The sequence below is a fragment of the Shewanella sp. GD04112 genome (assembly GCF_029835735.1).
GTDB lineage: Bacteria > Pseudomonadota > Gammaproteobacteria > Enterobacterales > Shewanellaceae > Shewanella.
Genome location: NZ_JAOEAL010000001.1, coordinates 1,258,762 through 1,281,563 on the forward strand (window position 1 = coordinate 1,258,762; position 22,802 = coordinate 1,281,563).

15 protein-coding genes are annotated in these 22,802 nt (G+C 48.9%); 7 read left to right on the top strand and 8 right to left on the bottom strand.

What is annotated here, in order from left to right; translation table 11 throughout:
• The first annotated feature begins 2 nt into the window (after nucleotides 1-2).
• Complete coding sequence (locus N7386_RS05540; RefSeq protein ID WP_279767351.1) at nucleotides 3-3,152, top strand: multidrug efflux RND transporter permease subunit; 3,150 nt, start codon at nucleotides 3-5, stop codon at nucleotides 3,150-3,152.
• Between the two features lie 122 nt (nucleotides 3,153-3,274).
• Complete coding sequence (locus N7386_RS05545) at nucleotides 3,275-4,543, top strand: HD domain-containing phosphohydrolase (protein WP_279767354.1); 1,269 nt, start codon at nucleotides 3,275-3,277, stop codon at nucleotides 4,541-4,543.
• A gap of 20 nt (nucleotides 4,544-4,563) precedes the next feature.
• Here N7386_RS05545 and N7386_RS05550 read toward each other — a convergent pair whose 3' ends face one another.
• Together N7386_RS05550 and N7386_RS05555 are read right to left on the bottom strand one after the other, a co-directional pair.
• Nucleotides 4,564-5,037: an NYN domain-containing protein gene (locus N7386_RS05550; RefSeq protein ID WP_041412568.1), complete on the bottom strand. Its 474-nt coding sequence runs from the start codon at nucleotides 5,035-5,037 to the stop codon at nucleotides 4,564-4,566.
• A 152-nt stretch (nucleotides 5,038-5,189) separates the two neighbouring features.
• On the bottom strand, nucleotides 5,190-5,957 hold the full coding sequence (locus N7386_RS05555; protein WP_011716187.1) for a helix-turn-helix transcriptional regulator: 768 nt from the start codon (nucleotides 5,955-5,957) through the stop codon (nucleotides 5,190-5,192).
• Between the two features lie 143 nt (nucleotides 5,958-6,100).
• Between N7386_RS05555 and N7386_RS05560 the strand changes: the two genes are divergently transcribed.
• Nucleotides 6,101-7,279, top strand: coding sequence for a multidrug effflux MFS transporter (locus tag N7386_RS05560; protein ID WP_011716188.1), 1,179 nt, complete (start codon nucleotides 6,101-6,103; stop codon nucleotides 7,277-7,279).
• Between the two features lie 75 nt (nucleotides 7,280-7,354).
• Here the strand turns inward: N7386_RS05560 and N7386_RS05565 are convergent, their stop codons facing one another.
• The 4 genes from N7386_RS05565 to N7386_RS05580 all read right to left on the bottom strand — a co-directional run bounded on the left by N7386_RS05565 (nucleotide 7,355) and on the right by N7386_RS05580 (nucleotide 14,058).
• Complete coding sequence (locus N7386_RS05565) at nucleotides 7,355-10,510, bottom strand: multidrug efflux RND transporter permease subunit (RefSeq protein ID WP_011716189.1); 3,156 nt, start codon at nucleotides 10,508-10,510, stop codon at nucleotides 7,355-7,357.
• Nucleotides 10,510-11,622, bottom strand: coding sequence for an efflux RND transporter periplasmic adaptor subunit (locus N7386_RS05570; RefSeq protein ID WP_279767359.1), 1,113 nt, complete (start codon nucleotides 11,620-11,622; stop codon nucleotides 10,510-10,512). Before N7386_RS05570 ends, N7386_RS05565 begins: the two co-directional genes overlap by 1 nt.
• Before the next feature lie 198 nt (nucleotides 11,623-11,820).
• Nucleotides 11,821-12,615, bottom strand: coding sequence for a transporter substrate-binding domain-containing protein (locus N7386_RS05575; protein WP_279767361.1), 795 nt, complete (start codon nucleotides 12,613-12,615; stop codon nucleotides 11,821-11,823).
• A gap of 276 nt (nucleotides 12,616-12,891) precedes the next feature.
• On the bottom strand, nucleotides 12,892-14,058 hold the full coding sequence (locus N7386_RS05580) for a metallophosphoesterase (protein ID WP_279767364.1): 1,167 nt from the start codon (nucleotides 14,056-14,058) through the stop codon (nucleotides 12,892-12,894).
• Between the two features lie 544 nt (nucleotides 14,059-14,602).
• On the opposite strand from N7386_RS05580, the gene N7386_RS05585 reads away from it, so the two are divergent.
• Together N7386_RS05585 and N7386_RS05590 are read left to right on the top strand one after the other, a co-directional pair.
• The gene (locus N7386_RS05585; protein ID WP_279767366.1) at nucleotides 14,603-18,283 is read left to right on the top strand and encodes a PilC/PilY family type IV pilus protein; all 3,681 of its coding nucleotides are present in this window, start codon (nucleotides 14,603-14,605) and stop codon (nucleotides 18,281-18,283) included.
• Between the two features lie 37 nt (nucleotides 18,284-18,320).
• Nucleotides 18,321-18,641 (top strand): TapY2 family type IVa secretion system protein, encoded by a 321-nt coding sequence (locus tag N7386_RS05590; protein ID WP_279767368.1) that lies wholly within the window; start codon nucleotides 18,321-18,323, stop codon nucleotides 18,639-18,641.
• Between the two features lie 128 nt (nucleotides 18,642-18,769).
• Here the strand turns inward: N7386_RS05590 and N7386_RS05595 are convergent, their stop codons facing one another.
• Nucleotides 18,770-19,423 carry a DsbA family protein gene (locus tag N7386_RS05595; protein WP_279767370.1) on the bottom strand — a complete coding sequence of 218 codons (654 nt, stop codon included), beginning with the start codon at nucleotides 19,421-19,423 and terminating at the stop codon, nucleotides 18,770-18,772.
• A 107-nt stretch (nucleotides 19,424-19,530) separates the two neighbouring features.
• Nucleotides 19,531-20,430: an MBL fold metallo-hydrolase gene (locus tag N7386_RS05600; RefSeq protein ID WP_279767372.1), complete on the bottom strand. Its 900-nt coding sequence runs from the start codon at nucleotides 20,428-20,430 to the stop codon at nucleotides 19,531-19,533.
• Between the two features lie 186 nt (nucleotides 20,431-20,616).
• On the opposite strand from N7386_RS05600, the gene N7386_RS05605 reads away from it, so the two are divergent.
• Nucleotides 20,617-21,540, top strand: coding sequence for a LysR family transcriptional regulator (locus tag N7386_RS05605; protein ID WP_279767374.1), 924 nt, complete (start codon nucleotides 20,617-20,619; stop codon nucleotides 21,538-21,540).
• Nucleotides 21,541-21,739: 199 nt separating this feature from the next.
• On the top strand, nucleotides 21,740-22,747 hold the full coding sequence (locus N7386_RS05610; RefSeq protein WP_088210826.1) for a TIGR00341 family protein: 1,008 nt from the start codon (nucleotides 21,740-21,742) through the stop codon (nucleotides 22,745-22,747).
• Nucleotides 22,748-22,802 lie beyond the last annotated feature (55 nt).

The following is a 22,802-nucleotide window of genomic DNA, read 5'->3' on the forward strand; positions in this document are numbered from 1 at the left end:
GAATGTTGTCGCAGTTTTTTATTAAAAGACCGATATTTGCAGCCGTTCTCTCGCTGCTATTTTTTATCACAGGGGCGATTGCCGTCTGGCAATTACCAATTACCGAATACCCTGAAGTGGTGCCACCGACAGTCGTGGTGACCGCCAACTACCCTGGCGCGAACCCTAAAGTTATTGCCGAGACGGTTGCCTCGCCCTTAGAGCAGGAAATCAACGGCGTCGAAGACATGCTGTATATGTCATCGCAGGCGACATCCGATGGACGCATGACCTTGACCATCACCTTTGCCATTGGCACCGATGTGGACAGGGCGCAAACCCAAGTGCAGAGCCGGGTTGACCGTGCTATGCCACGTTTGCCGCAGGAGGTTCAACGCCTCGGGATTGTGACCGAAAAGTCCTCGCCCGACTTAACCATGGTGGTGCATTTACTGTCGCCGGATAACCGTTATGACATGCTGTATTTGTCTAACTACGCGGCGCTCAACGTAAAAGATGAATTAGCACGTATCAAAGGCGTGGGCGCGGTGCGTTTATTCGGTGCGGGCGAATATAGTCTGCGGATCTGGCTTGACCCGAATAAGGTCTCGGCGCTTGGCATGTCGCCAGCTGAAATTATTGCCGCCGTACGTGAGCAAAACCAACAAGCGGCAGCGGGCAGTTTAGGGGCGCAGCCTAGTGGTAATGCCGACTTCCAACTCTTGATTAACGTTAAGGGGCGTCTGACTGAACTGTCAGAATTCGAAGACATTATTATCAAGGTCGGCCAAAACGGTGAGGTGATCCGTCTTAAGGATGTGGCGCGTGTCGAACTCGGTGCAACTAGCTATGCGCTGCGTTCATTGCTGGATAACAAGGATGCGGTCGCGATTCCAGTGTTCCAAGCATCGGGCTCGAATGCGATTCAAATCTCCGACGATGTGCGCGCCGAAATGGCAAGACTGGCGAAGTCTTTCCCAGAAGGGCTGCAATACGAGATTGTGTACGATCCGACCGTGTTTGTGCGTGGTTCTATCCATGCGGTAGTGAAAACCCTGCTCGAAGCCGTGCTCTTAGTGGTACTCGTGGTGGTGCTGTTTCTGCAGACTTGGCGCGCCTCGATTATTCCGCTTGTGGCCGTGCCTGTGTCTTTGGTGGGTACCTTCGCCTTTATGCACTTGATGGGTTTCTCGCTGAATGCGCTGTCGCTGTTTGGTCTGGTGCTGGCCATCGGGATTGTGGTCGACGATGCCATCGTGGTGGTAGAAAACGTGGAGCGAAATATCGCTTCGGGTTTAAGCCCTATTGCCGCAACACAAAAAGCCATGAAGGAAGTGACTGGGCCGATTGTGGCAACCACCTTAGTGTTGGCCGCGGTGTTTATTCCGACCGCCTTTATGAGCGGATTAACGGGGCAGTTTTATAAGCAGTTTGCACTGACTATTACGATTTCGACCTTTATTTCGGCCATTAACTCGCTCACCTTGAGCCCAGCGTTATCGGCGTTGTTACTCAAGGGGCATGATGCGCCTAAGGATGCGCTCACTCGGTTAATGGATAAGCTGTTTGGTGGCTGGTTATTTACACCCTTTAACCGCTTATTCAACCGTGCCTCAGAAGGTTATGGCTATTTAGTACGTAAGGTGATCCGTTTTGGCGGCATCATCGGACTAGTGTATCTGGGCATGGTTGCGCTTACGGGCGTGCAATTTGTGAATACCCCAACGGGTTATGTGCCTGGTCAGGATAAGCAGTATTTAGTGGCATTTGCCCAATTACCGGATGCGGCCTCACTCGAGCGTACCGATGCGGTGATCAAGAAAATGTCCGATATCGCCTTGAATCACCCCGGTGTGGCGCACTCTATTGCCTTCCCCGGTCTGAGTATCAACGGTTTTACCAATAGTCCTAACTCGGGCGTGGTGTTTGTTGCCCTAGATGATTTTGAGTTACGTAAGCGTCCTGAACTGTCGGCGAATGCGATTGCCGGCCAATTAAATCAGCAGTTTGCTGGTATTCAGGATGCGTTTATTGCCATCTTCCCGCCGCCACCTGTGCAAGGCCTCGGCACTATTGGAGGGTTCCGTCTGCAAATTCAAGACAGAGCCAACCTTGGTTATGAGGCCTTGTATCAGGTGACCCAACAAGTGATGTACAAGGCGTGGGCCGATCCACAATTAGCGGGGATTTTCTCCAGCTATCAAGTGAACGTGCCACAACTTGAACTGGATATCGATCGAACTAAAGCGAAACAGCAGGCAGTGTCGCTCGATCAAATTTTCCAGACATTACAAACCTATATGGGCTCGACCTATGTCAACGACTTCAATCGTTTCGGTCGAACCTATCAGGTGAATATGCAGGCCGACGAAGCATTCCGTCAAAGCCCGCAGCAGATCAGTCAGCTAAAAGTGCCTAATGTGAATGGCGATATGATCCCACTCGGCTCCTTTATCAATGTGAGCCAGAGCGCGGGACCCGATCGTGTGATGCACTATAACGGTTTCACCACGGCTGAGATTAACGGTGGCCCAGCACCCGGTGTGAGTTCGGGCCAAGCGCAGGCGGCGATTGAGAAAATCCTCGCCGAGACTTTGCCGATAGGCATGACCTACGAGTGGACTGAGCTGACCTATCAGCAGATCCTCGCCGGTAACACAGGCTTGTTAGTGTTCCCTCTGGTGATCCTGCTGGTGTTTATGGTGCTAGCGGCGCAGTACGAGAGTTTGAGTTTGCCATTGGCGATTATCTTAATCATTCCAATGACCTTGCTTTCGGCGCTCAGTGGTGTGCTTATTTATGGCGGTGATAATAATATTTTCACCCAGATTGGTCTTATCGTCCTCGTGGGCTTAGCGACCAAGAACGCGATTCTGATTGTCGAATTTGCCAAGGAAAAACAAGACCATGGTATGGAAGTCATGGAGTCGATTCTCGAGGCGGCGCGCTTACGTTTACGCCCCATCTTGATGACCTCTATCGCCTTTATCATGGGGGTGGTGCCCATGGTGTTCTCAACCGGAGCGGGCGCTGAAATGCGTCAAGCCATGGGCGTCGCGGTATTTGCCGGTATGATAGGGGTGACACTGTTTGGCTTAATCCTGACGCCGCTATTTTACTATGCCCTCGCTAAACGCGGTCGTCGCAAAGTGGAAGCATTAACGGCGCAATAGTTCATTCTGTTCAATCTGTTATCTCTTAAAAGACCTGCATTTGCAGGTCTTTTTTTATTTTCGCGGGTAAATATCGACGGAGTAACTATAGTTAGATCAGTGCGTTAAATTAGGAAAATGCGATGAATGCTTTTCAGCCCCAGGAAATCAGCATCAAAATTGATGTGCGGCATGCGCTGTTAGCCGTGGCAACGGCATTGGATTTTGTTGGTGTGGATGATTTACACCACGGTCATAGAGTGGCCTATATGGCCTACGAATGCGCCAATGTGCTGGGCTGGCCCGATGAAAAGAAGCAGTTTGCCTATTTTGCGGGGCTTATCCATGACTGTGGCGTATCTTCCTCTGAGGAGCATTTACGCCTGCTCAAATTAATGCAGCCAGAAGATGCCACTTCCCACAGCCGCCGTGGGTATGAGGCATTAATGAAGTGTCCTATCTTAGATGTCTTTGCCCTCACAGTGCTTTATCACCATACACCTTGGCTAGAGTTGCAAACCACGGCAATCTCAGAGTTTGATCGTGACCTTGCTGCATTGGTGTTTCTGGCCGATCGGACCGATTTTCTGCGGGCACGCTATACCCATGGCTGTCATCAAGAGCTAATCACCCTCCATGAGGGGTTAGTTGCGGATAATTTGCTAGCCCACAGTGGCGTGTTGTTTGAGCCTAATATGGTGGCGGCCATGTGCCAATTAGTCAGTAAAGACGGTTTTTGGTACAACATGGAGGCTGCCCATATTGAGCAAATGGCCCTCGAGTTTGAAGCGAATCAACTATACGACAAACAGCTGGATCTCGAAGGCGTTAAGCAGATATCAAGATTTCTGGCGCGGATTGTCGATGCCAAAAGTCCCTTTACTTTTCATCATTCGGACAAGGTCGCACTGCTGGCAAAACTGGTCGCTAAGGATTGTGGCATATCGGATACCGATGCCGAGTTATTGTATGTGGCCGGGCTATTACACGATGTTGGTAAGCTCAAAACCCCCGATTTATTACTCCATAAGGAAGGCAAGCTGACTAGGGCGGAATACTCGATTATGAAGCGCCACACCGTCGATACCGACCACACCTTAAAGAGCTTTTTTCCTAAGTCTGTGATTGGTGAGTGGGCCTCAAACCACCATGAGCGTCTCGATGGGTCGGGTTACCCCTTTAGAAAAGGACCAGAACAATTAGATTTACCTTCGCGTATCCTTGCACTCGTCGATGTATTTCAAGCCTTAACCCAAAAGCGGCCTTATCGAGGTTCAATGTCCTTAAGTGAGGTGCTGGAGATTATGTTGCCTATGGTTCAACAAGGTAAGTTGGACTCGAACGTTTATGATGTGTTGCTAGCCGATGCCGATAATTTTTACCAACTCTCGACACAAGAGTATGAGGCTTAGTGGCTCACTAGCGTAAAAGGTTAGAGCAGCAAATCGGGAGTGATTGGTGTAAACCTTGTGGCAGCATCCATCAAGGATTTGGCCGTGAGGGAGGGCACGCCATACACCTCGGCCTCGATTGCGTATTTTTGCCTTATCTTATCGAGCAAGAGGGCAAAGTCCCCATCGCCAGACAGCAGTATTACAGTATCCACCTCGGGCGCCATTTCCAGTACATCTATGGTGATGCCCACATCCCAATCCCCCTTCGCCGAACCATCACTGCGCTGAATAAAGGGCTTGAGCTTTAGCTCAAAACCAATATGTCTGAGCGCATCTTGAAACTTTAACTGGCCATCGTCGCCGCGATGAATGGCATAGGCAATGGCGCTGACAATCTCACCCTGCGCGCTTAACTGTTGCCAGAGTTTGCGATAGTTAAACTGGCGCTGATAGGCCTCACGGCAGGTGTAGTAGATGTTTTGCACGTCGACAAATAGGGCGATTTTTTTCAAGGGATAAGTTATGGCTATCAGCTGGAAGACTGTTCGCACTATAGCACAGCAAGGCGGCTAATGGCGCGAGCAGGCAAAACGGCAATGGGTCTAATCGGGAGTTGCCGTGTGTCGTTGTGTTTAATGGATTTTTAGTTAGGTTAACAGATTGATTATCTAAAGTATTGCGCCGGAGTGGTGCCGGTATATTGTTTAAAAAAGCTGATAAAGGCGCTGTCGCTGGAAAACTGTAAGTTAAATCCTACCTGCGCCACCGAGGCGCCCGCAGCTAATTGCTCAATAGCTGATAGTAAGCGCCATTGCTGCCGCCACGCCTGATAAGCCATGCCCGTTTCGTTGCTAAAGATACGGCTGATGGTGCGTTCGCTAGCGCCAATTTCAATGGCCATTTCCTGCAAGCTGGCGGGGATTTTTTGCTGTTGCTGCAATTGCTTAAGCCAGCTCTGTAGCCGTTTGTCCTTGGGCAGGGGTAAGCTTAAATTCTCTGCATCCGCATTGACTAATTCTTCAATCAGCAGGGCAAAGGCATTGTGCTGGCTGTGTCTGGGTTTGTCCCAAGGCCAAAAGGACATAGTGTCGATTAACGCTTTGAGTAACGGATCCACATGGAAAATCGTGACGTTATCCGGCAAAGACGCCACGGTTTCAGGCTCAAAGTAGAGTGAACGATACGCCACAACATTGCGCATTGTGACTTGGTGGATCACGCCTGCGGGCAGCCAAGCCGCACGGGTTGGCGGCAACACGACTTGAGTATCGGCTAAGTTAAACCGCATACATCCCGCCGATGAGTAGAGCAACTGAGCCTTGCTATGCTGATGTACGCCTGAGTCATGCTCGCCCATTTCGGCGGCAATGCCGATCACTAGGTTGTCTAAGGCATCGGGATTAAATTGCTGCTCGGGTTGAATAAAGGCCATGCTGTCTTATTTTTGATGTTTTTTGTCTAAGTGTCGTTAATTGTTACTTAGGGATCCTATCTATACTGCGCCCTCTTTGACAAGTATGGAGCGCCGTTTTGGTTTATCGGTTAACCCTGAAAGCTAAAACGTAGATAAAAATCATGAAAATAAAACCACCACTCTGGCTGTGCGTACTCTTGATGATGTTTCCGCAAATTATGGAAACCATCTATAGCCCTGCGTTGCCTAATATTGCAGAAAATTTTGCGGTGTCTGTTACCAGCGCCTCGCAGACTTTATCTGTGTACTTTATCGCTTTTGCTGTAGGCGTATTTTGCTGGGGTCGTTTAGCCGACATCATTGGTCGCCGCAATGCCATGCTTGCGGGCTTACTCTGTTATGCCATTGGTTCCGCATGCGCGTTGATGATTAGCGACTTTACCCTGTTGTTGTTCGCTCGGGTATTATCGGCCTTTGGTGCAGCAGTGGGTTCTGTCATCACTCAAACCATGATGCGTGACAGTTACAACGGGGAGGAACTCGCGAAAGTCTTTTCGGTGATGGGCATGTCTCTTGGGATTAGTCCCATTATCGGATTGCTATTGGGGAGCATCCTCAGTGCTTATTGGGGATATCAAGGGGTATTTGTCGCCCTGATGGTTTCTGCCATTGTGTTGTTGTTTTTGTCGGTAAAATCTTTGCCCGAAACCAAGCCTGAACACACTCAAAAAATCGCGATAGTTGAATTAGCTATCAAGATGCTTACCGACATTGGGATAATTAAAAATACTCTGCTGGTGGCCTCATTTAACTTGATGTGGTTTAGCTACTTTTCGCTGGCACCATTTATGTTTGAGGCGCGAGGATTGTCGACGCTTGCCTTCGGTGCCAGTGGGTTGTTATTGGGCTTTGGCGCATTCCTTGGCAGTTATTTTAATAAACTATTGCTGGGTAGAGGCTATTCCTGTGCGCTATTAGTGCGGTTAGCAAGCCTTATGGCACTATTCGGAGGACTCGGTATTTGGCTGTTCCAATCGACTAATATTGGCTTGAATAATGTTTATTTCTTACTACCCATGCTGTTGATTGTGATTGCTTATGGGATCGCGATTCCTAATATCCTGAGCTCGGCGCTGGCAAACTACCGCGCTTATGCAGGTTCCGCGGGTGCACTGTTTGGACTGTTTTATTACATTCTGTTGGGGCTAGGTTTAGGCGGTGCGGGCATGGTAAGCCATCTTGGGGGCGTTATTACCTTAGCTGCACTGCTATGTGTTGGGCTTGGATATGCGGGTTTGGCAGGCAGGACAGTGCTAAGAGGGAAGTCGTCTCGAGCGTAAATAAAAAGCCAAGGGTGATTCCCTTGGCTTTATGGTTTTAACAAACCTTATGCCGTTTCGCTTTACTGTCTCGTGCTAGGCTTTAGCAGTGTGTTCCTGTTGTTTGGCCGCCTCTTGCGCTGCTAATTCTTGAGCTGCTAATTCTTGAGCCTTAATGGCCGCTTCGAGTTTTGCCTCAACATAACCCGGTGAATGGGTTGCGGCCGAGATTAAGCGGTACATGGCTGGGATCACAAATAGGGTCACAAAGGTGGCGAAGGCCATGCCGAAGAACACCACAGTACCCACGGCAATCCGACTCTCAGAGCCCGCTCCCGATGAGAAGATCAGCGGCACTGCACCTACCAAGGTGGTGAAGGCTGTCATCAGAATGGGGCGTAAGCGACGAGTCGAGGCGTCGATAATGGCTTTATCTAGGGCTAAACCACGGTCACGCAATTGGTTGGCAAACTCGACGATTAAGATGCCGTTTTTAGTCACCATACCAATCAACATGATCATCCCAATCTGGCTATAGATGTTAATGCCTTGACTGGTGACCAACAGGCCGAGGAAACCACCAAATACCCCCATAGGCACGGTAAACATCACCACTAAGGGGTTGATAAAGCTTTCAAATTGCGCCGCCAGTACCAGATAAGCCACTAGGAGCGCTAAACCGAACACGATTAAGATGCTGCTCTGGTTTTCTTTAAAGTCCTTAGATTCGCCGGTATAACCGATGGAAATATCCTTAGGTAATAACTCAATGGCCTTATTATCCAAAAACTTTAAGGCTTCGCCCAAGGTGTAGCCTTTACTGATGTTGGCCTTAAGGGTGATCGATTTTTGCTTATTGGTATGGCTAAGTTTTTGTGCCGATGCGACTTCTTCGATATGGGTTAGGGTATCGAGCGTCACTAATTCACCCTTGGCCGAGCGCATATAGATTTGGCTCAAATCGCCGACGTTGTTAAAGCTGTTTTCATCGCCGCGCAGATACACATCGTACTCTTCGCCTCGGTCGACATAGGTGGTTTCTTTACGACCGCCGAGCATCACTTCTAAGGTTTGTGAGACTTCATCTACGCTGATCCCAAGCTCTGCCGCCCGTTCTTTATCGACGGTAACGATAAGCTCTGGCGTGGTTTCGGCATAGTCTAAATCCGCGCCTTCCATCATAGGGCTGGCGTTGGCTTCTTCTTTTAATACCTGTGCCCATTTAAACAGCTCAGCATAATCTGAGCCGCCGAGCACGAATTGTACTGGCTCACTCGATTGACCCCTAAAGCCTGGCATCATAGGGCGAACCATCACGTCGGGAATGTCTTTTAAGGCGTTGCTGATAATGCCAAGGGCTTGCTGCGCCGTGACATGGCGATGCTCCCAATCCTCTAACTGCATGATCACAAAGCCAGTTTGATCGCCAGCGCGGCCACCGAAGGCGGGGGCTTGCACGCTAAAAGAACGTAACACGCCTTGGCCGAGCAGGGGCATCAGTCGGTCTTCAACTATGTCCATGTTTGCCGTCATACGGTTATAGCTGGTGCCTTCGGCACCTTTTACGAAGGCGAACAGTACGCCGCGGTCTTCCTGCGGGGCCAACTGTGAGGGCACTTGCTGCATTAACCAGGCGCTGCCGCCAACGCAGGCGAGGATCACCAGTGGCGCCAACCATTTAAAACGGATCGCCTGAGTCACGCCAACACGGTAAACCTTTTCCATGCGGGCAAAACCACTGTCGACGAAACGGTTGAAACGGTTCGGTTTAACATTGGCTTTAAGCAGTTTGCTACTCAATACTGGCGTCAGCGTCAGGGCGATAAGTGAAGAAAACAGCACGGATACTGCCAGCATTACGGAGAACTCGGTAAAGAGTAAACCGACCATGCCCTCCATAAAGGAAATCGGCAGGAACACCATGACTAACACGGCGGTGGTGGCCACAACCGCAAAGCCTACTTCCCGCGTGCCTTTGTAAGCGGCGAGTAGTGGCTCTTCGCCGCGCTCAATATGGTGGAAGATGTTCTCTACCACGACGATGGCATCGTCGACGACAAGACCGATGGCGAGAATTAATGCCATCAGCGTCAAGAGGTTAATCGAGTAGCCAAACATATTGGCGGCAATAAAGGCCGAGATCAGCGACACGGGTACTGTCACCGCTGGGATAAGGGTCGCTCTGGCTTGGCCGATAAAGATATACAGCACTAATACTACGAGGGCGCCAGTGACATAGAGGGTGTTGTATACCTCGTTAATTGAGCGGTCGATAAAGACGGTCGAGTCAAAGTCCACCACTAGGCTTGTGCCTTCGGGGAGAAAGTCTTGAATTCTATCGACTTCTTTATGGACTTCCTGCGCCACAATCAAAGGGTTCGCATCGGACTGAGTGATGACGCCTAAGCTTAAGTTAACGATACCATCGCTCTTAAAGGTGGAGTTTTCGTTCTGGGCGCCAACGGCCACATCCGCCACATCCTTAAGATAAATAGGCGTGCCATCGCTGGCGGTGCGTACCACTAAATAGTCAAAATCCTTCGGGGTGTAATAGAGTCTCTTGGTGCGCACCGACATCACAGTGGTATCGTTACGTACTTGACCGCCCGGGGTTTCGACGTTTTCTTTACGCAGTGCGTTAATAATGTCGGTGACTGTGACATTGCGTCCCGCCATTTGCTCGGGTCTGAGCTTGACGTACATCACCTTGTACAGACCGCCCGAGATGCTGATGGAACTCACGCCGCTGATGAGGCTAAATCTGTCTTCTAATACGCGCTGGGCGTAATCGGTCAGCTGAGTTCTGTCCATCACGCTGGAGCTTAAGTTGACATAGACGGACGGCTCGCCTGAGCCATTGTCCTTAGAGACAACAGGATCGTTGGCATCTTCAGGCAGGCGGCGCTGGGCGCGGGCCACGGCGTCACGCACATCACTCACGCCTTCGGTTAAGTTCCAACCGAGGAGAAATTTCACTGTGATCCGCGAGCTGCCATTACGGGTGGTTGAGGTGATTTCATCTATGCCGCTGATCCCCGTGAGTTCATCCTCAAGGGTCTTAGTGATCTGGCTCTCCATAATCGCGGCCGAAGCACCGGAGTAGCTGGTACTGACGGTCACAACTGGGCTTTCGACATCGGGCATTTCCCGTACCGACAGTTTAGTGAAGGACACTAAACCAAAGACGCACAGCAATAAGCTTAATACGATCGCGACGACGGGGCGCTTAACGGATACATCGGACAGCCACATTATTTCGTCTCCGCGGTGTTGACGTCTGACTTGGCTTCTGGACGGTTAGCATCGTTCTTGGCTTCGAGCACCACTTCATTGATCTTTAAGCCATCGCGCATGTTCACTAGCCCTTGCACTACCACTTTGTCGCCAATCTTAAGGCCCGAATCGATAAGCACTTGGTCACCCACGCGGGCACCTAAAATTACTTCGGTGCGATGGGCGATATGGTCCTCGCCCACCACATAAACGTAGCGCTTAGTGCCTGAGTATTCTAAGGCTTGCACAGGCACAATCGGGGCGGAAATCGGTGGGAAGGTGATGGTCGATGACATCATCATGCCGGGCTTTAAACGGTTTTTCGCGTTTTCAAATTGCACGCGGATCTTCAAGTTTAAGGTTTCTTCATTGACGCGGGGATCGATGGCGACTACTTTGCCGATAAAGGTTTCCCCCGGCCAGGCGCGGCTGGTCGCCGAGACGGGCATGCCAATGCTGAGCTGTGACAGAAAATGTTCGGGCACCTGTAGGTCGAGTCGCATGCTGGATAAATCATCCAAGGTCATCAGCTCAGTGCCAATACTCACCATTTTACCTTCACTGAAGTTAATCAGGCCGGTTTTGCCAGCAAAGGGGGCGATTAGTGAATGGTAATGTAAATCCGCCTGCGCCGAGGCGAGTCGGGCTCTGGCGATATCGACGCTGGCCTTTTGCGCATCGATTTCGGTTTGGGTGATGGCGTTGCGGCTGATGAGTTTTTCAAATTCCCTGAGTTTACGGGTTTCATCATTTAAAAAGGCATTGGCCTCGGCTACTGCGGCCTGGGCTTTCATATCATCGAGTTCGATAAGCAGTTGGCCTTTTTTGACCGCCTGATTCGATGTCACGGCGATTTGCTTAATTTTGCCTGTGACTTGCGGCGCGATAACCACGGCGCGATCGGCGGCGAGTTTACCTATGAGTGAAATCGATTGTGCCAGTGGATGTTCAACCACTTCTCCTGTGACCACAGGTACAGTGCGCATTAAATGGGGCGCGCTTTCGGGTTTGGCCGCCTGCAGTACATCACTAAAACTCACAGCGGTGGCAACCGCAGCAATTAAGGCAATGGCTATTATGGTTTTTTTCATTGGAATAATTATCTCGCACAAAGACGGTTAAGAGGCGATCGCACTAATGGCGCTATTCTAGTGAATAACCGTCATCAGGTGAGTAAAACTTTGTAAAGTTAAGCGCACGAAAGTGAAAGAAATTGTGTTTTTGTCGAAAAGACGGCCAACAATATTTTCTAGCTGTGTGGGCGTGGCTAAAATAGCCTAGTTATCGGGCTAAGGATGTGCTTGTGTTCGTATTTTTTCTATCGGATCTGAAGTGGATAGAAGTTGGGGGAATCGGCTTAAAATCGCGGCTAAACGGCCATCTTTCTTCATTGATTCAAGGCCTTTGTTAAACTCTGCTACTAAGGTTGTTTGATCGCTAACGGCCAAGGAAACCCCTAAATGAAATACTTCAGTCGCGATAGGATCGCCAACCTGCTCGAAGGCATCGGTATATTCATCGCCATGTTGTTTGATTAAATACTCAGCAAGGTTGTGACCTATTAAGACTAAGTCGATGCGTTTTAGAAATAATTTCTTAAGATTCATCTCATCTGAATTACCTTCCTCTGTCGTGAGTCCTGCACCAGCTATCTCGGGCGGATTGGCATAGCCACGACCAATGCCTATGGTGAAGGGCTTTAGTTCAGTTAATTGACTAAAACTTAACGGATTATCCTTGCGTTTATAGAACACAATTTGGACTGCCTGGATGGGCTCGGAATAGTGTGCCCATTGCTCACGTTCTTTACGGTACCAAAGGCCAATAATGCCATCGGCTTGGCCGGTTTTAACAAGCAAGGCTGCCCGTGCGAAGGGATAGAATTTGACACTGGCATTGTAGCCGCGACGTTTAAAGGCTTCTTTGACCACAAGCGCAACGCCGCCTTGGTCGGGTAACTCATTGGTATAAAAGGGAGGGTAGTTAGTCGCGACCAGTGTTAACTCTCGTCCCGCCATACACGGCGTAGATAATCCTAAGAGCTGCAATACAAGGCTAATCTTGATTAGCGACTTGAGGTTCATACTTGTCCCTTAAAATAAAGCGTCACTTTGCTGAGTATAGGGGCTGTTTGAACCTTGAGTGGGAATTTTGTGTGGTTGTTATTATGGTGAGAGCTATGACAATTGAAGTGGCGATGACTATGACAATAACTATGGCAATAGCTATGGCAATAGCTATGGTGATCACTATCTATAACTACAGCGAGAAATTGATATTTAGTCGAATCATCGCCTCGAAAAAATAGGGCTTATGGGGAAATGCCATAAGCCCTTAATCCTTTAATGTTTACCCATGGCTTAAAGTTGTACTTGCTCACCCTGATAGAGGCCGCGGGTAAGTTTATCTTTGTCTATCAGCAATAGCTCGCCAGATTGACCATTCTTTATGCTGCTATCTATCGCAATGATTTTATTATGGTAAAGCCCAAGAACCCGTTCCTGCGAGGTGTGTCCGACTATGATATGGTCAACCTTAAAGTAGTTAAGGATTTGGTCAATATCTTTTTCGCTAAGTGCGTCTTTAAAGTAACCACGGTACCAAGTCGGGCCGTTAGTGAAAAACAGGAAGTTCAGCAGATCGTTTTGTTTTAGCTCTTCTTTTTTATCGTCCAAATGTTGGCGAAATAACTGGTTGGCATCGCTGATATTGAGTTTACGCTCGACCCATTCTGGGCTTATTCCACCGTGCATAAATAGCAGATTGTTGATCTTCACCAGCGTGTTTTTACTGCGAAGCCAACGGCCAATTTCGGTGTCTTTATTGTAGAGCGCATCATAGCTGCGATTAAGCAATTCGGCTGAGGTTTTGTAACGCTCATTGATATAGCGTAAGTCGCCGCGAAACACCATTTGCTCGTGGTTACCCATAAGTAAATGTAATCGACCGCCGGCGGCTTGCGCCTCCTTATCTAACTCATATAAAAACCACAGAACTTCGTTGACTTGGTGACCGCGGTCGAACATATCGCCTGTCATCACCATATGGCCATCACCAAAGGCCCAATGATTATTTTCATCAATAATCTTGTGGGCTTTAAGCAAATTAATCATCACGTCAAATTGGCCATGCACATCGCTTAAGGCCACAATTTTACCCGCATGGGTATAAGTATCGGCTTCAACCTGAGGTGCTGCGTCATGGCGTAAAGGCTGTGGCAAGTTGCCGCAATCATTGGGGCGAGCCAATTGATTGTTTGCGATAGGAGTTTGTTTTAACTCACTCTGGCAGATCCAGTAGGCAGTGTTTTCTTTTCCTTGGTCGAGAAACACATAGGGGCCATCGGTGACGGACGATTCCGTAAGGATTGGTTGTGCACTGTAACTGGCAACAGCAAATAAACTGAGCAGTGAGAATAAAACTCCCCGAGCAGCGATATTGCTGCGCTTTTTAGGTGACACGGACGAATACACATCCCGTGATGGGCTGTTGGCATGGAGTAGGCCTGATTCGGAGAGTATGCGCATTCGATGTTCCTTATTATCGTTTTACGTCACCTATTTAGGGCTGGTTAGCATAATGTTAATAATCGAATGCGGCAAGAGTCATCAAGAGGGGAGCTGTTCATGGGCAAGCGATTGAAAGTCATGCTTATCTCATACATAACTTGAGAGTTTATATTGAATGCTGTGTTTAAAATGAGAGTGAATTTATTTTTATCAAACCATTTAAATAAGTATTCTATTTAAATTTATATCGTTATTTTAATCGGGCTGTATACGGTTATTTTTAAATCTGTTCATATCGGGTTATTTCATTTTGCTGGTTAAGTAACAATGTTTTATTAACACTGATATGTGGATGTTTGTGTTGAAGTTTAAATATTTTTGTTTATTTGTTGCCAAATAAGTGTTGATAGTGGTAAAAGTCACGAGTATCACCTAATGGTATGATTTTACTGTGCATCATTCGGTAATTTTTGCTTTTCTATTTTAAATCGTGCGATTTAAATTATTAAATCCTAGGTGAAAGTGTTTTTATTTTTATCTAAATAACAGATATGCATACCGTATGATTCCGTTTTTATTTAAATGCCAGCCACATAATCGGTTGGCATCCTCTATTGCTCGTGCTTCTTCACTGATATCCCTTAACACTCGACCTCAAAACGTTCGCCATACGTTAACGTCCGTTATTTCTCTTATTCTGTCGAGTTTAATTGTGAGTGCGGCCAGCTTATTTATGGCGCCGACTCACGCCGATGATACTGAGCTTTATGTTTTCGAAGCGTCCGCCCGTAATGGCTCACGTCCGCAGGTGCTGATTATTTTCGATAACTCGGGCAGCATGAGCAGTCTCGCCTATGATGTCGAGGCGCCCTATGAGAATAAGCGCGCAGTAAACTATGCCCAATCGGGTAATTTATTCTATAGCCGAGGCTCATCGGAAAACGCGGCTGCGCCCAACCCTAATTCAGGGCGGGAAAAACGTAAGTTCAAAGGGGCGCTTAATGGCTGTGAAAGCTCATGGGAATATCTCAATCGTTACGGCACCTTTACGGGTTTTTTTAGGGAATATGGTTTTTCGGGAAGCTCGGGGTCTTGGAGAGAGTTTTCAGAGCTTAATGGCAGTTCCATTTCCGCTGTCGATTGTTTTGAGGATATTCAGGAAAACAAGTTCGGTAACGCAGTAGGTGAAGCTCAAGGTTTACCCGTGGATAGTCTAGGGACGGCGAGCAAACCGGTTCGTTACACTAAGGCCAGTACTAGCTCATCAGACAGTGCAAAGTCTGCGGCTAAGGCCAAAGCTGAAAAAACCGCGTTTGGTACAGGTAAAGTGGTTACCGTCTATACCGAAGATTACTTAAACTGGCTGCATGGGCCTAAAACTAGGGTCAATAAAACACGACTGGCCTTGGCTAAAGATGCGATTGAAAGTGTGATTCTAACCACGCCGGGTGTGGATTTTGGCCTAGCGATTTTTAATATGAATGGCCCCTATGATGGCCAGCGTGATGGTGGACGGATTATCTCTGGGATTAAGCCCATGTCCGCTGCCGCTAAAATTGATCTGCTTAAAGGGGTTAATGGCATTAACTATGCTCAAAATACCCCCTTATGCGAAACCCTCTATGAGGCGTACCGCTATTTCGGCGGGCAGAGTCAGTATTTTGGTGACGACGACAGCAATTACCATTATTACGACCGCTGGGGGCGCTATCAAGGGACTTACGAAGCAAACGTCAACCCTTTTACCGATCCCGAAGCATTAGTAAAGTTTACAAATAACTATAACTCGCCCTTCAAACCTTGCCAAAACGACGCCTATATCATCTATATCACCGATGGTGAACCCACGTTGGATAACGCGGCCGATGGTTTGGTGGAGCAGTTAACCAAAGGTGTGGGAAAACATACCTCAAGCCCCGTCAGTTACCTCAGTGCGCTTTCGGGTTGGATGAGAAACGAAGACGTCAATCCTAATTCTGCGGGTAAACAAACCGTTAGAACCTTTACCATCGGCTTTAGTGAAGGTGCCGCTAGTGCCGAACATTTGCTGAAGCAGACCGCCGAAAATGGCGGAGGTAAGTATTTCGATGCGACCGATGCCAGTAAATTACGTTCTTCATTACAAACGGCCCTGAACAATATCCTCGAAAAAAATGCCAGCTTTACCTCTCCCTCGGTGGCAAGTAATAACTTTAACCGAACGCAAACCTTTGATTCCGCTTATTACTCTATGTTTTTGCCGAACAAAGGGCCGAGATGGTTAGGCAATATCAAGAAGTTCAAAGTCACCAGTGATGGTGATGTTGTCGATAGCAAAGGCAACAATGCGATAGGCGAAGATGGCAACATCAGAGCCGAGGCCTGCTCCTATTGGACCTCGGCCGAAGAGTGTGGTGCGAGTGGTGATGGTAATGATGTGAAGCGGGGGGGCGTGCTAGGTGCAATGCAGCAGGCGAGTAATCGCACCTTGTACAGTAATTTAGGCTCGGGATTAAGCCCGTTTACCCTGTCGAACGCTTCTCGCAAAGCGGGGGGCGATGCACGTTTGGCCTTGTATATGGGGGTCGATGAAACTGAGCTTAGCGAGCATTTTGATTGGGCCAAGGGCATCGATGTCGATAACGATAAGAATCAGGACCTCAGTGCCGCTAGTGCCGCGAGTGGCGCAACCCCCAATTGGCGCGCCGATATTATGGGGGATGCTTTACATTCCAAACCCTTGGCACTCAATTTTGGCTCTGAAGACCAGCCCGATATTCGGATTATCGTGGGGACTAACCATGGGTTCTTGCATATGTTCAAGGATGAAGGCGATAGCGTGTCTGAGACTTGGGGTTTTATCCCCTATGAGCTGCTGCCAAATCTTCGCGATCTGAAGGCGAACGCGCCAACGGGCGTGCACTCGGTATACGGTATCGATGGCTCGCCAGTCGCTTACACCAAAATGCAGGGCAAACGTATTGAAAAAGCGTGGGTGTTTGTGGGGATGCGCCGTGGGGGAAATGCTTATTATGCCCTCGATATCACCTCCCCCGATAATCCTTCTTTTATGTGGAGGATTGATGCTAGTTCTCCGGGAATGGGCGAGTTAGGTCAATCCTGGTCGACGCCTGTCGTTACCACGATTCCGAGTGCCACTGGGGATAAACCCGTGCTCATCTTCGGTGCGGGATATACTCCTGCGACCAAGGATGGCGCTGAGATTGGCAGTGACGATAGCCAAGGTCGAGGCGTGTTTATTGTCGATGCCGAAACGGGCGCATTAATTCATCAATTTGGTGGCAGTGGCGCAAATACCCAACTGCTGGGTATTGCGAACAGTATTCCGAGCAGCGTTGCCGTGTTAGACGGTAATGGCGATGGTAGAACGGATAGGATCTATGCCACAGACACCCAAGGGAATGTGTGGCGAATGGACATGCCTACGGCAAATACCTCGACTTGGTCGGGATTTAAATTTGCCGCATTAGGGGATAGGAGTTCGGTGGCTGGGGATAGGCGATTCTTCTCGGGACCGACGGTTGCGCAGACCATGGTCACCAATACCTTCGAGTTGACTCAGGTGGTGAACGGAAAATCGACCAAGACAGTGACTAAGCAGAATATTCCCTACGATGCCGTGGTTGTAGGCAGCGGTCACAGGGCGAAGCCTAGTGATGCGTCCCGTTCGGATATGTTTTTTGCCTTGCAAGATAGGAACATAGTGACTCAGTCATTCCAAGGTAAACCTAATCAAAAGCCAGTGCCAAGCGCCTTAACCTTAAGCGACTTATACGATGTGACTACGGCGGCGCCAAACGATAAAGCCAGCGAAATCGCCTTTGGTCAAAAGCGAGGCTGGTACTATAACTTCTCTCGCAAAGGTGAAAAGAGTCTATCCTCTGCGACCATAGTACAGGGCGAGGTGTATTTCACTAGTTTTGTGCCAGGCAGTGATGCTTCGGTGAACCAATGTTTGAGTTCGGGTAAGGGCTACCTCTATAAAAAGAACTTACACAAAGGCACAAATGGCTACAGAACCGATTTCTTGTATGCCGGTGAACTGGTTTTGGATACGCCGCAATTGGTCATCCCCCCGGCTGCGCAGTCCGATGACCCCAATGCTAAGGCTCCCACTCCAGATATGTTTTTGATTGGGATTGGTAAGGCGGTGCCCGAGGAGGCGACTTGTGAGAGTGGTAATCCTAAGTGTATTGGCAGTGGTCCTAAGGCAAACAAGATTTACTACTACGTAGATCAATGATGCAAAGCCTTAATAAATCAATATGAGTGATAGCTTGATGATGAAATATGGTGCCGTTTGTCTGTTGCTGTTGTGGGGGCTTCAATGGCCTGCAATGGCGACAGAAAAAGAGAAGCGACAGGATTACAAATGCTATTTAGAAACGAATCAAGGATTTAAATTGATGCGTTTCTCCTGGTTTGAATCTAAAGTCGAGCAGTATCAACTGTCTTTACCCGGAACAAAATTACCCCGTTTACCACAGGATAAGCCGATAGCGCTCTATGTTAAGACGGTGCTGGAATGTGTGAAAAAGACGGAGAGTTTCACCCTCGAAGAGGCCAAGCAAGCCGAGCTTGCTCCTGAAAACCAAGGTTAACCGATTTTATAAGTATTTAAAAAGACTTAGAAAATCGCTTTGTACTCAGGGCTAATATATTACGCCTTAGGTAGCAAACTTCCTAAGGCGTATGCTTTCAATCACCAACTTGATAAGAAAGCTGCCGATCAGGATAGCTGCTTATTCAGATATTCAAGCCACTTTGAGGGTTGACCGTAAAAGCGGCTGTGATTGAGAAGCTTTAAGTGGCCTTCATCGGTCTCTAGCGCCACAGAGGGAAACCCTTGGGCGCCGAGCTGATTCATTAATGCCCGCGAAGCGACGATATGTTGATAAAGGGCCTCTTCATTTGCGGCGTATTCTCGGGCGAAGGCGGCGCCATCTATCCCCAATTTTTCCGCTAAAAGATGCAGGTTATTTTCATCGCTCGCGCACTTGCCATCGCGATAATGGGCGAGTTGCACCGCATGTAAGTAGGCTAAATCATCGCCTCCTAAGGCGGCCACAGCGAGTAACGCCCTGATGGGCGGCGCCGAATCCAATAGGATACTCGTGTCACGCAATAGGCCTTCGTAGTAATTTTCACCAAAGGCTTGTCCGGTTAGCGCGGCAATACGTTGATCATGGGGCATTACATAGTCGCGCCATTGATTATCAATCTGTTTGCGTCTTGGGCCTGTGAGCATGCCGCCCGCGTGGAGTTTGATGCTAAATCCGGCAGCGGCTGCGGCATCAAACAGCGGTGCGGCCGCATAACACCAACCGCACAGAGGGTCGATAATGGCATGTAAAACGGCTGGTGGATTTTCAGTGGTATTCATGGGTACTTCCTATAAAACGAGCTGAACTGAACTTTGGCTTTTGCTTGAGTGCTAACCGAGGCTTACATCAGAATGAATGGGGCAAGGAGTACCATGCCCCGATGCGCTTACATGGGCCAGCGCATTTCACCCATAATCACTTTAGCGCTGATCTCAAGGCCCACATCGCTGGGGATTTGTGGGTAGAGTGCGAGCATCTTGGCGATTAAGTCCGCAGAATTTTTTGCTGTTTTAGCCGCATTTTCAAAGGCGTGAATATAGTCGCGGGTAAAGCTAATCGCGCGCTGATCAAATCTCGCTTTGCCAAGATAATGGCCTGGGATCACCGTTTCGGGGGAGAGGGCGCTCATTTTATCCAAATGGGCTAACCAAGCCTGGCGAGACTCGATACTCTGGGTATCAGCTATCCAAACATGCGTGTTATCAAACACTTCAACGCCGCCAGTGATGGTCTTCGCCGAAGGTACCCACAGGAAGGTGTGCTTAGGGTGAGTATCCTCTAGACCTTCAATCAGCACTTGTTCACCGTCAATACTAAAGCTATTGGTTGTCACGACCTTTGGCAGCACTAATTGGCTCGGCGCATTGTCCTTTAAAATTGGTCCCCAGTAGGCGAGCTTGCCCTCCATCGAGGCTTTAATATCATCGACCGTGGTTTGGGTGGCGACGATTTCTACCTCGGGAAAGTTTTGCTTAATCACATCCAATCCAAAGTAAAAGTCTGGATCGCTGTGGCTGATATACACCAAGGTAAGTTTTTTACCGCTGGCCTTAATGGTATCTACTAAGGTCTGGGCATCATTTTTTTGGAACTGAGCATCGACCAGCATCATTTCATGCTCGCCACTGATAAAGCTGGAAGATACGGCAAAGATGCTGTTTTCGCCCGGATTAAAATGGCTCACTTGCAAAGGTGCGGCCTGCGTCGTAGCCATCCCCGCCACCAGCATTGCCGCGGCGAATTGGGGTTTGAAGCTGACCAAGCTGAGGTTATTCAATAGTGTCATTTCAGTTCTCACTTATTCATTCAAATTGGATTCGGTGATTTGCACTGCTGCAAAAGTGAGCTTAGTTTAGGTTGCAAAAAACGTTAGATAAACACGGAAAATTGCGCTTGTTTGTTGCATAATTCGGATGAATTGGCGTTAAAAGCCGAATATCTAGTGCAAGCTAATCCACAAGGGAGAATAACCATGGATAGACTCGAAGCGGCAAAGGTGTTTGTGACTATTGTCGAGCGGGGGAGCATGATTGGCGCCGCCGAGGCGTTAGATATGTCGCGCTCCATGGTGACCCGTTATTTGGCTGAGATGGAGGAATGGTCGGGCGCCCGTTTATTGCACCGCTCGACGAGACGTTTGAGCTTGACCAGTGCGGGGGAGCAAGTGCTCGATTATTGTCAGCGTTTGCTTGAGCTGGCGCAGGAAGTGCCCGCCGTCAGTCATGCTCAGAGTGCCCAGCCCCGAGGGCTACTGCGGATCAGCTGCTCGCAATTTATGGCGCATTTACTCCTTCCCACCGTCGTGCGTTCATATTTGGCCCAATACCCGCAGGCGAGTGTGAACTTTCATGTGTCGAGTCAAACCGTTGATTTAGTTGCTGAACGAATCGATCTTGCCATTCGAATCACCAACGAACTCGACCCTACGCTTATCGCAAGACGTTTAGGCGAGTGTGAGTCTGTGGTGTGCGCTGCACCGAGTTATCTTGCCAGCCATTCGGCCATCACGCATCCCGAGGATTTAACTCGGCATAACTGCCTGACCTACTCCTACTTTGGCGATGTGATGTGGCGATTTACTCAAACGCATGCCACCGCGAGGGCGACGCCAACGCAGGAAGCCGGGCAGATATTCAATATTCCGGTGAAGGGCAACCTAAGTGCCAATGACTCTATGGTGGTGTTAAATGCCACCTTGGCGGGGGAGGGAATTGCCATGCAGCCACTGTGGGCGGCAAAACCGCACCTCGATTCGGGGGCATTAGTGCCATTGCTGCGGGAATTTAAACCTCAGTCCCTAGGCGTGTATGGGGTGTATCAATCCCGCAAGCATATGCAGCCCGCATTAAGGGTAATGATGGATATGTTAGTGGAGCATTTTAACGGGACAATTTAAGGGCGTGATCTTGCACGACTCAGCTCCAAGATAAAGTCGCTTCGAAACGTCATTCAGCCTTAACTCCTCCCTTCGATTTATATTTTGCGCCGGACGCTTAAACCCCATTGCGGCTATTTTCTGTTCAGCTATATTGGTTGGGATATTTTTGTTTTAAATGTGCAACTTAGGTCCCATCCTCCCTTGCTGAGCAGACGATATGAGCGAAGATATTAAAGATCACAAAGAAATTACCCGCGCGAATATTCGCGTCAATGCCCAGCTCGATGTGCCCTTTTTGGCGATGAACACCCTAGCGGCTATCATCGCCAGCTATGGACTCTTGGCCAACAGCGCCGCCGTGGTCATTGGTGCCATGATTGTTGCTATGCTGTTTTCCCCCATTTTAGGCCTGGCATTAGGGCTGGTCGAAGGGGAAAAACTCTTAGTTCGCCATGCCATTAAGAGTTTAATCGTGGGGAGTATTCTGGTTTATTTCACCGCCTTTTTAATTGGCTTTCTGCATTCCGATATTCCTATCACGCCGGAGATCATGGCGAGAACGGCGCCAAATTTTCTCGATTTAATGGTCGCGTTTGCGGGCGGTGCGGCAGGTGCCTATGCGACCATTTCGCCGCGCTTAAGTACTTCCTTTGTGGGGGTGGCGATTGCTACCGCATTAGTCCCACCCCTGTGTGCCTCGGCGATATTGCTAGGTCATGGGAATTTTGAACTCGCCCGAGGCGCCTTCTTGCTGACGTTTACCAACATAGTCGCCATCCAATTTGTGTCCTCCGTGGTGCTGTGGTTGAACGGTTTCCACGGATTTTATTTTTGGCAAAAAAGCTCACTGTGGGAGTTATTGAAACGTAACTTCATCACATTGATCCTGCTGGTTATTTTAGTCATTGCCCTCAGCGTGAATCTGCATAATGTGGTGGCAAGGCAATTGTATGAGAGCAAAGTGACTCGCATTGTGAGCGAGCAACTACTCAAATTCCCCAATATGCGGTTGATTAAAGTTGGGATTGAGGAAGAGGCCAGTCAATGGATAGTGCGGGTCACCGTTGGCGGAATTAAAAAACCAGATGCCAGCTTTGTGCGACTACTGGAGAGTGAGTTGACGCAGACGGGGCAAGAAAAACCAGCGACCGTGCGCGTGCGTTACTTTCAGGTCGATGTGATTGACCGCGATGGTGATGTTAAAGCGATTCAGGAGCAGGATTAGTAGGCTTAACTTTTGTGCATTAAAAGAAAGCCCCGCAATTGCGGGGCTTTTTATG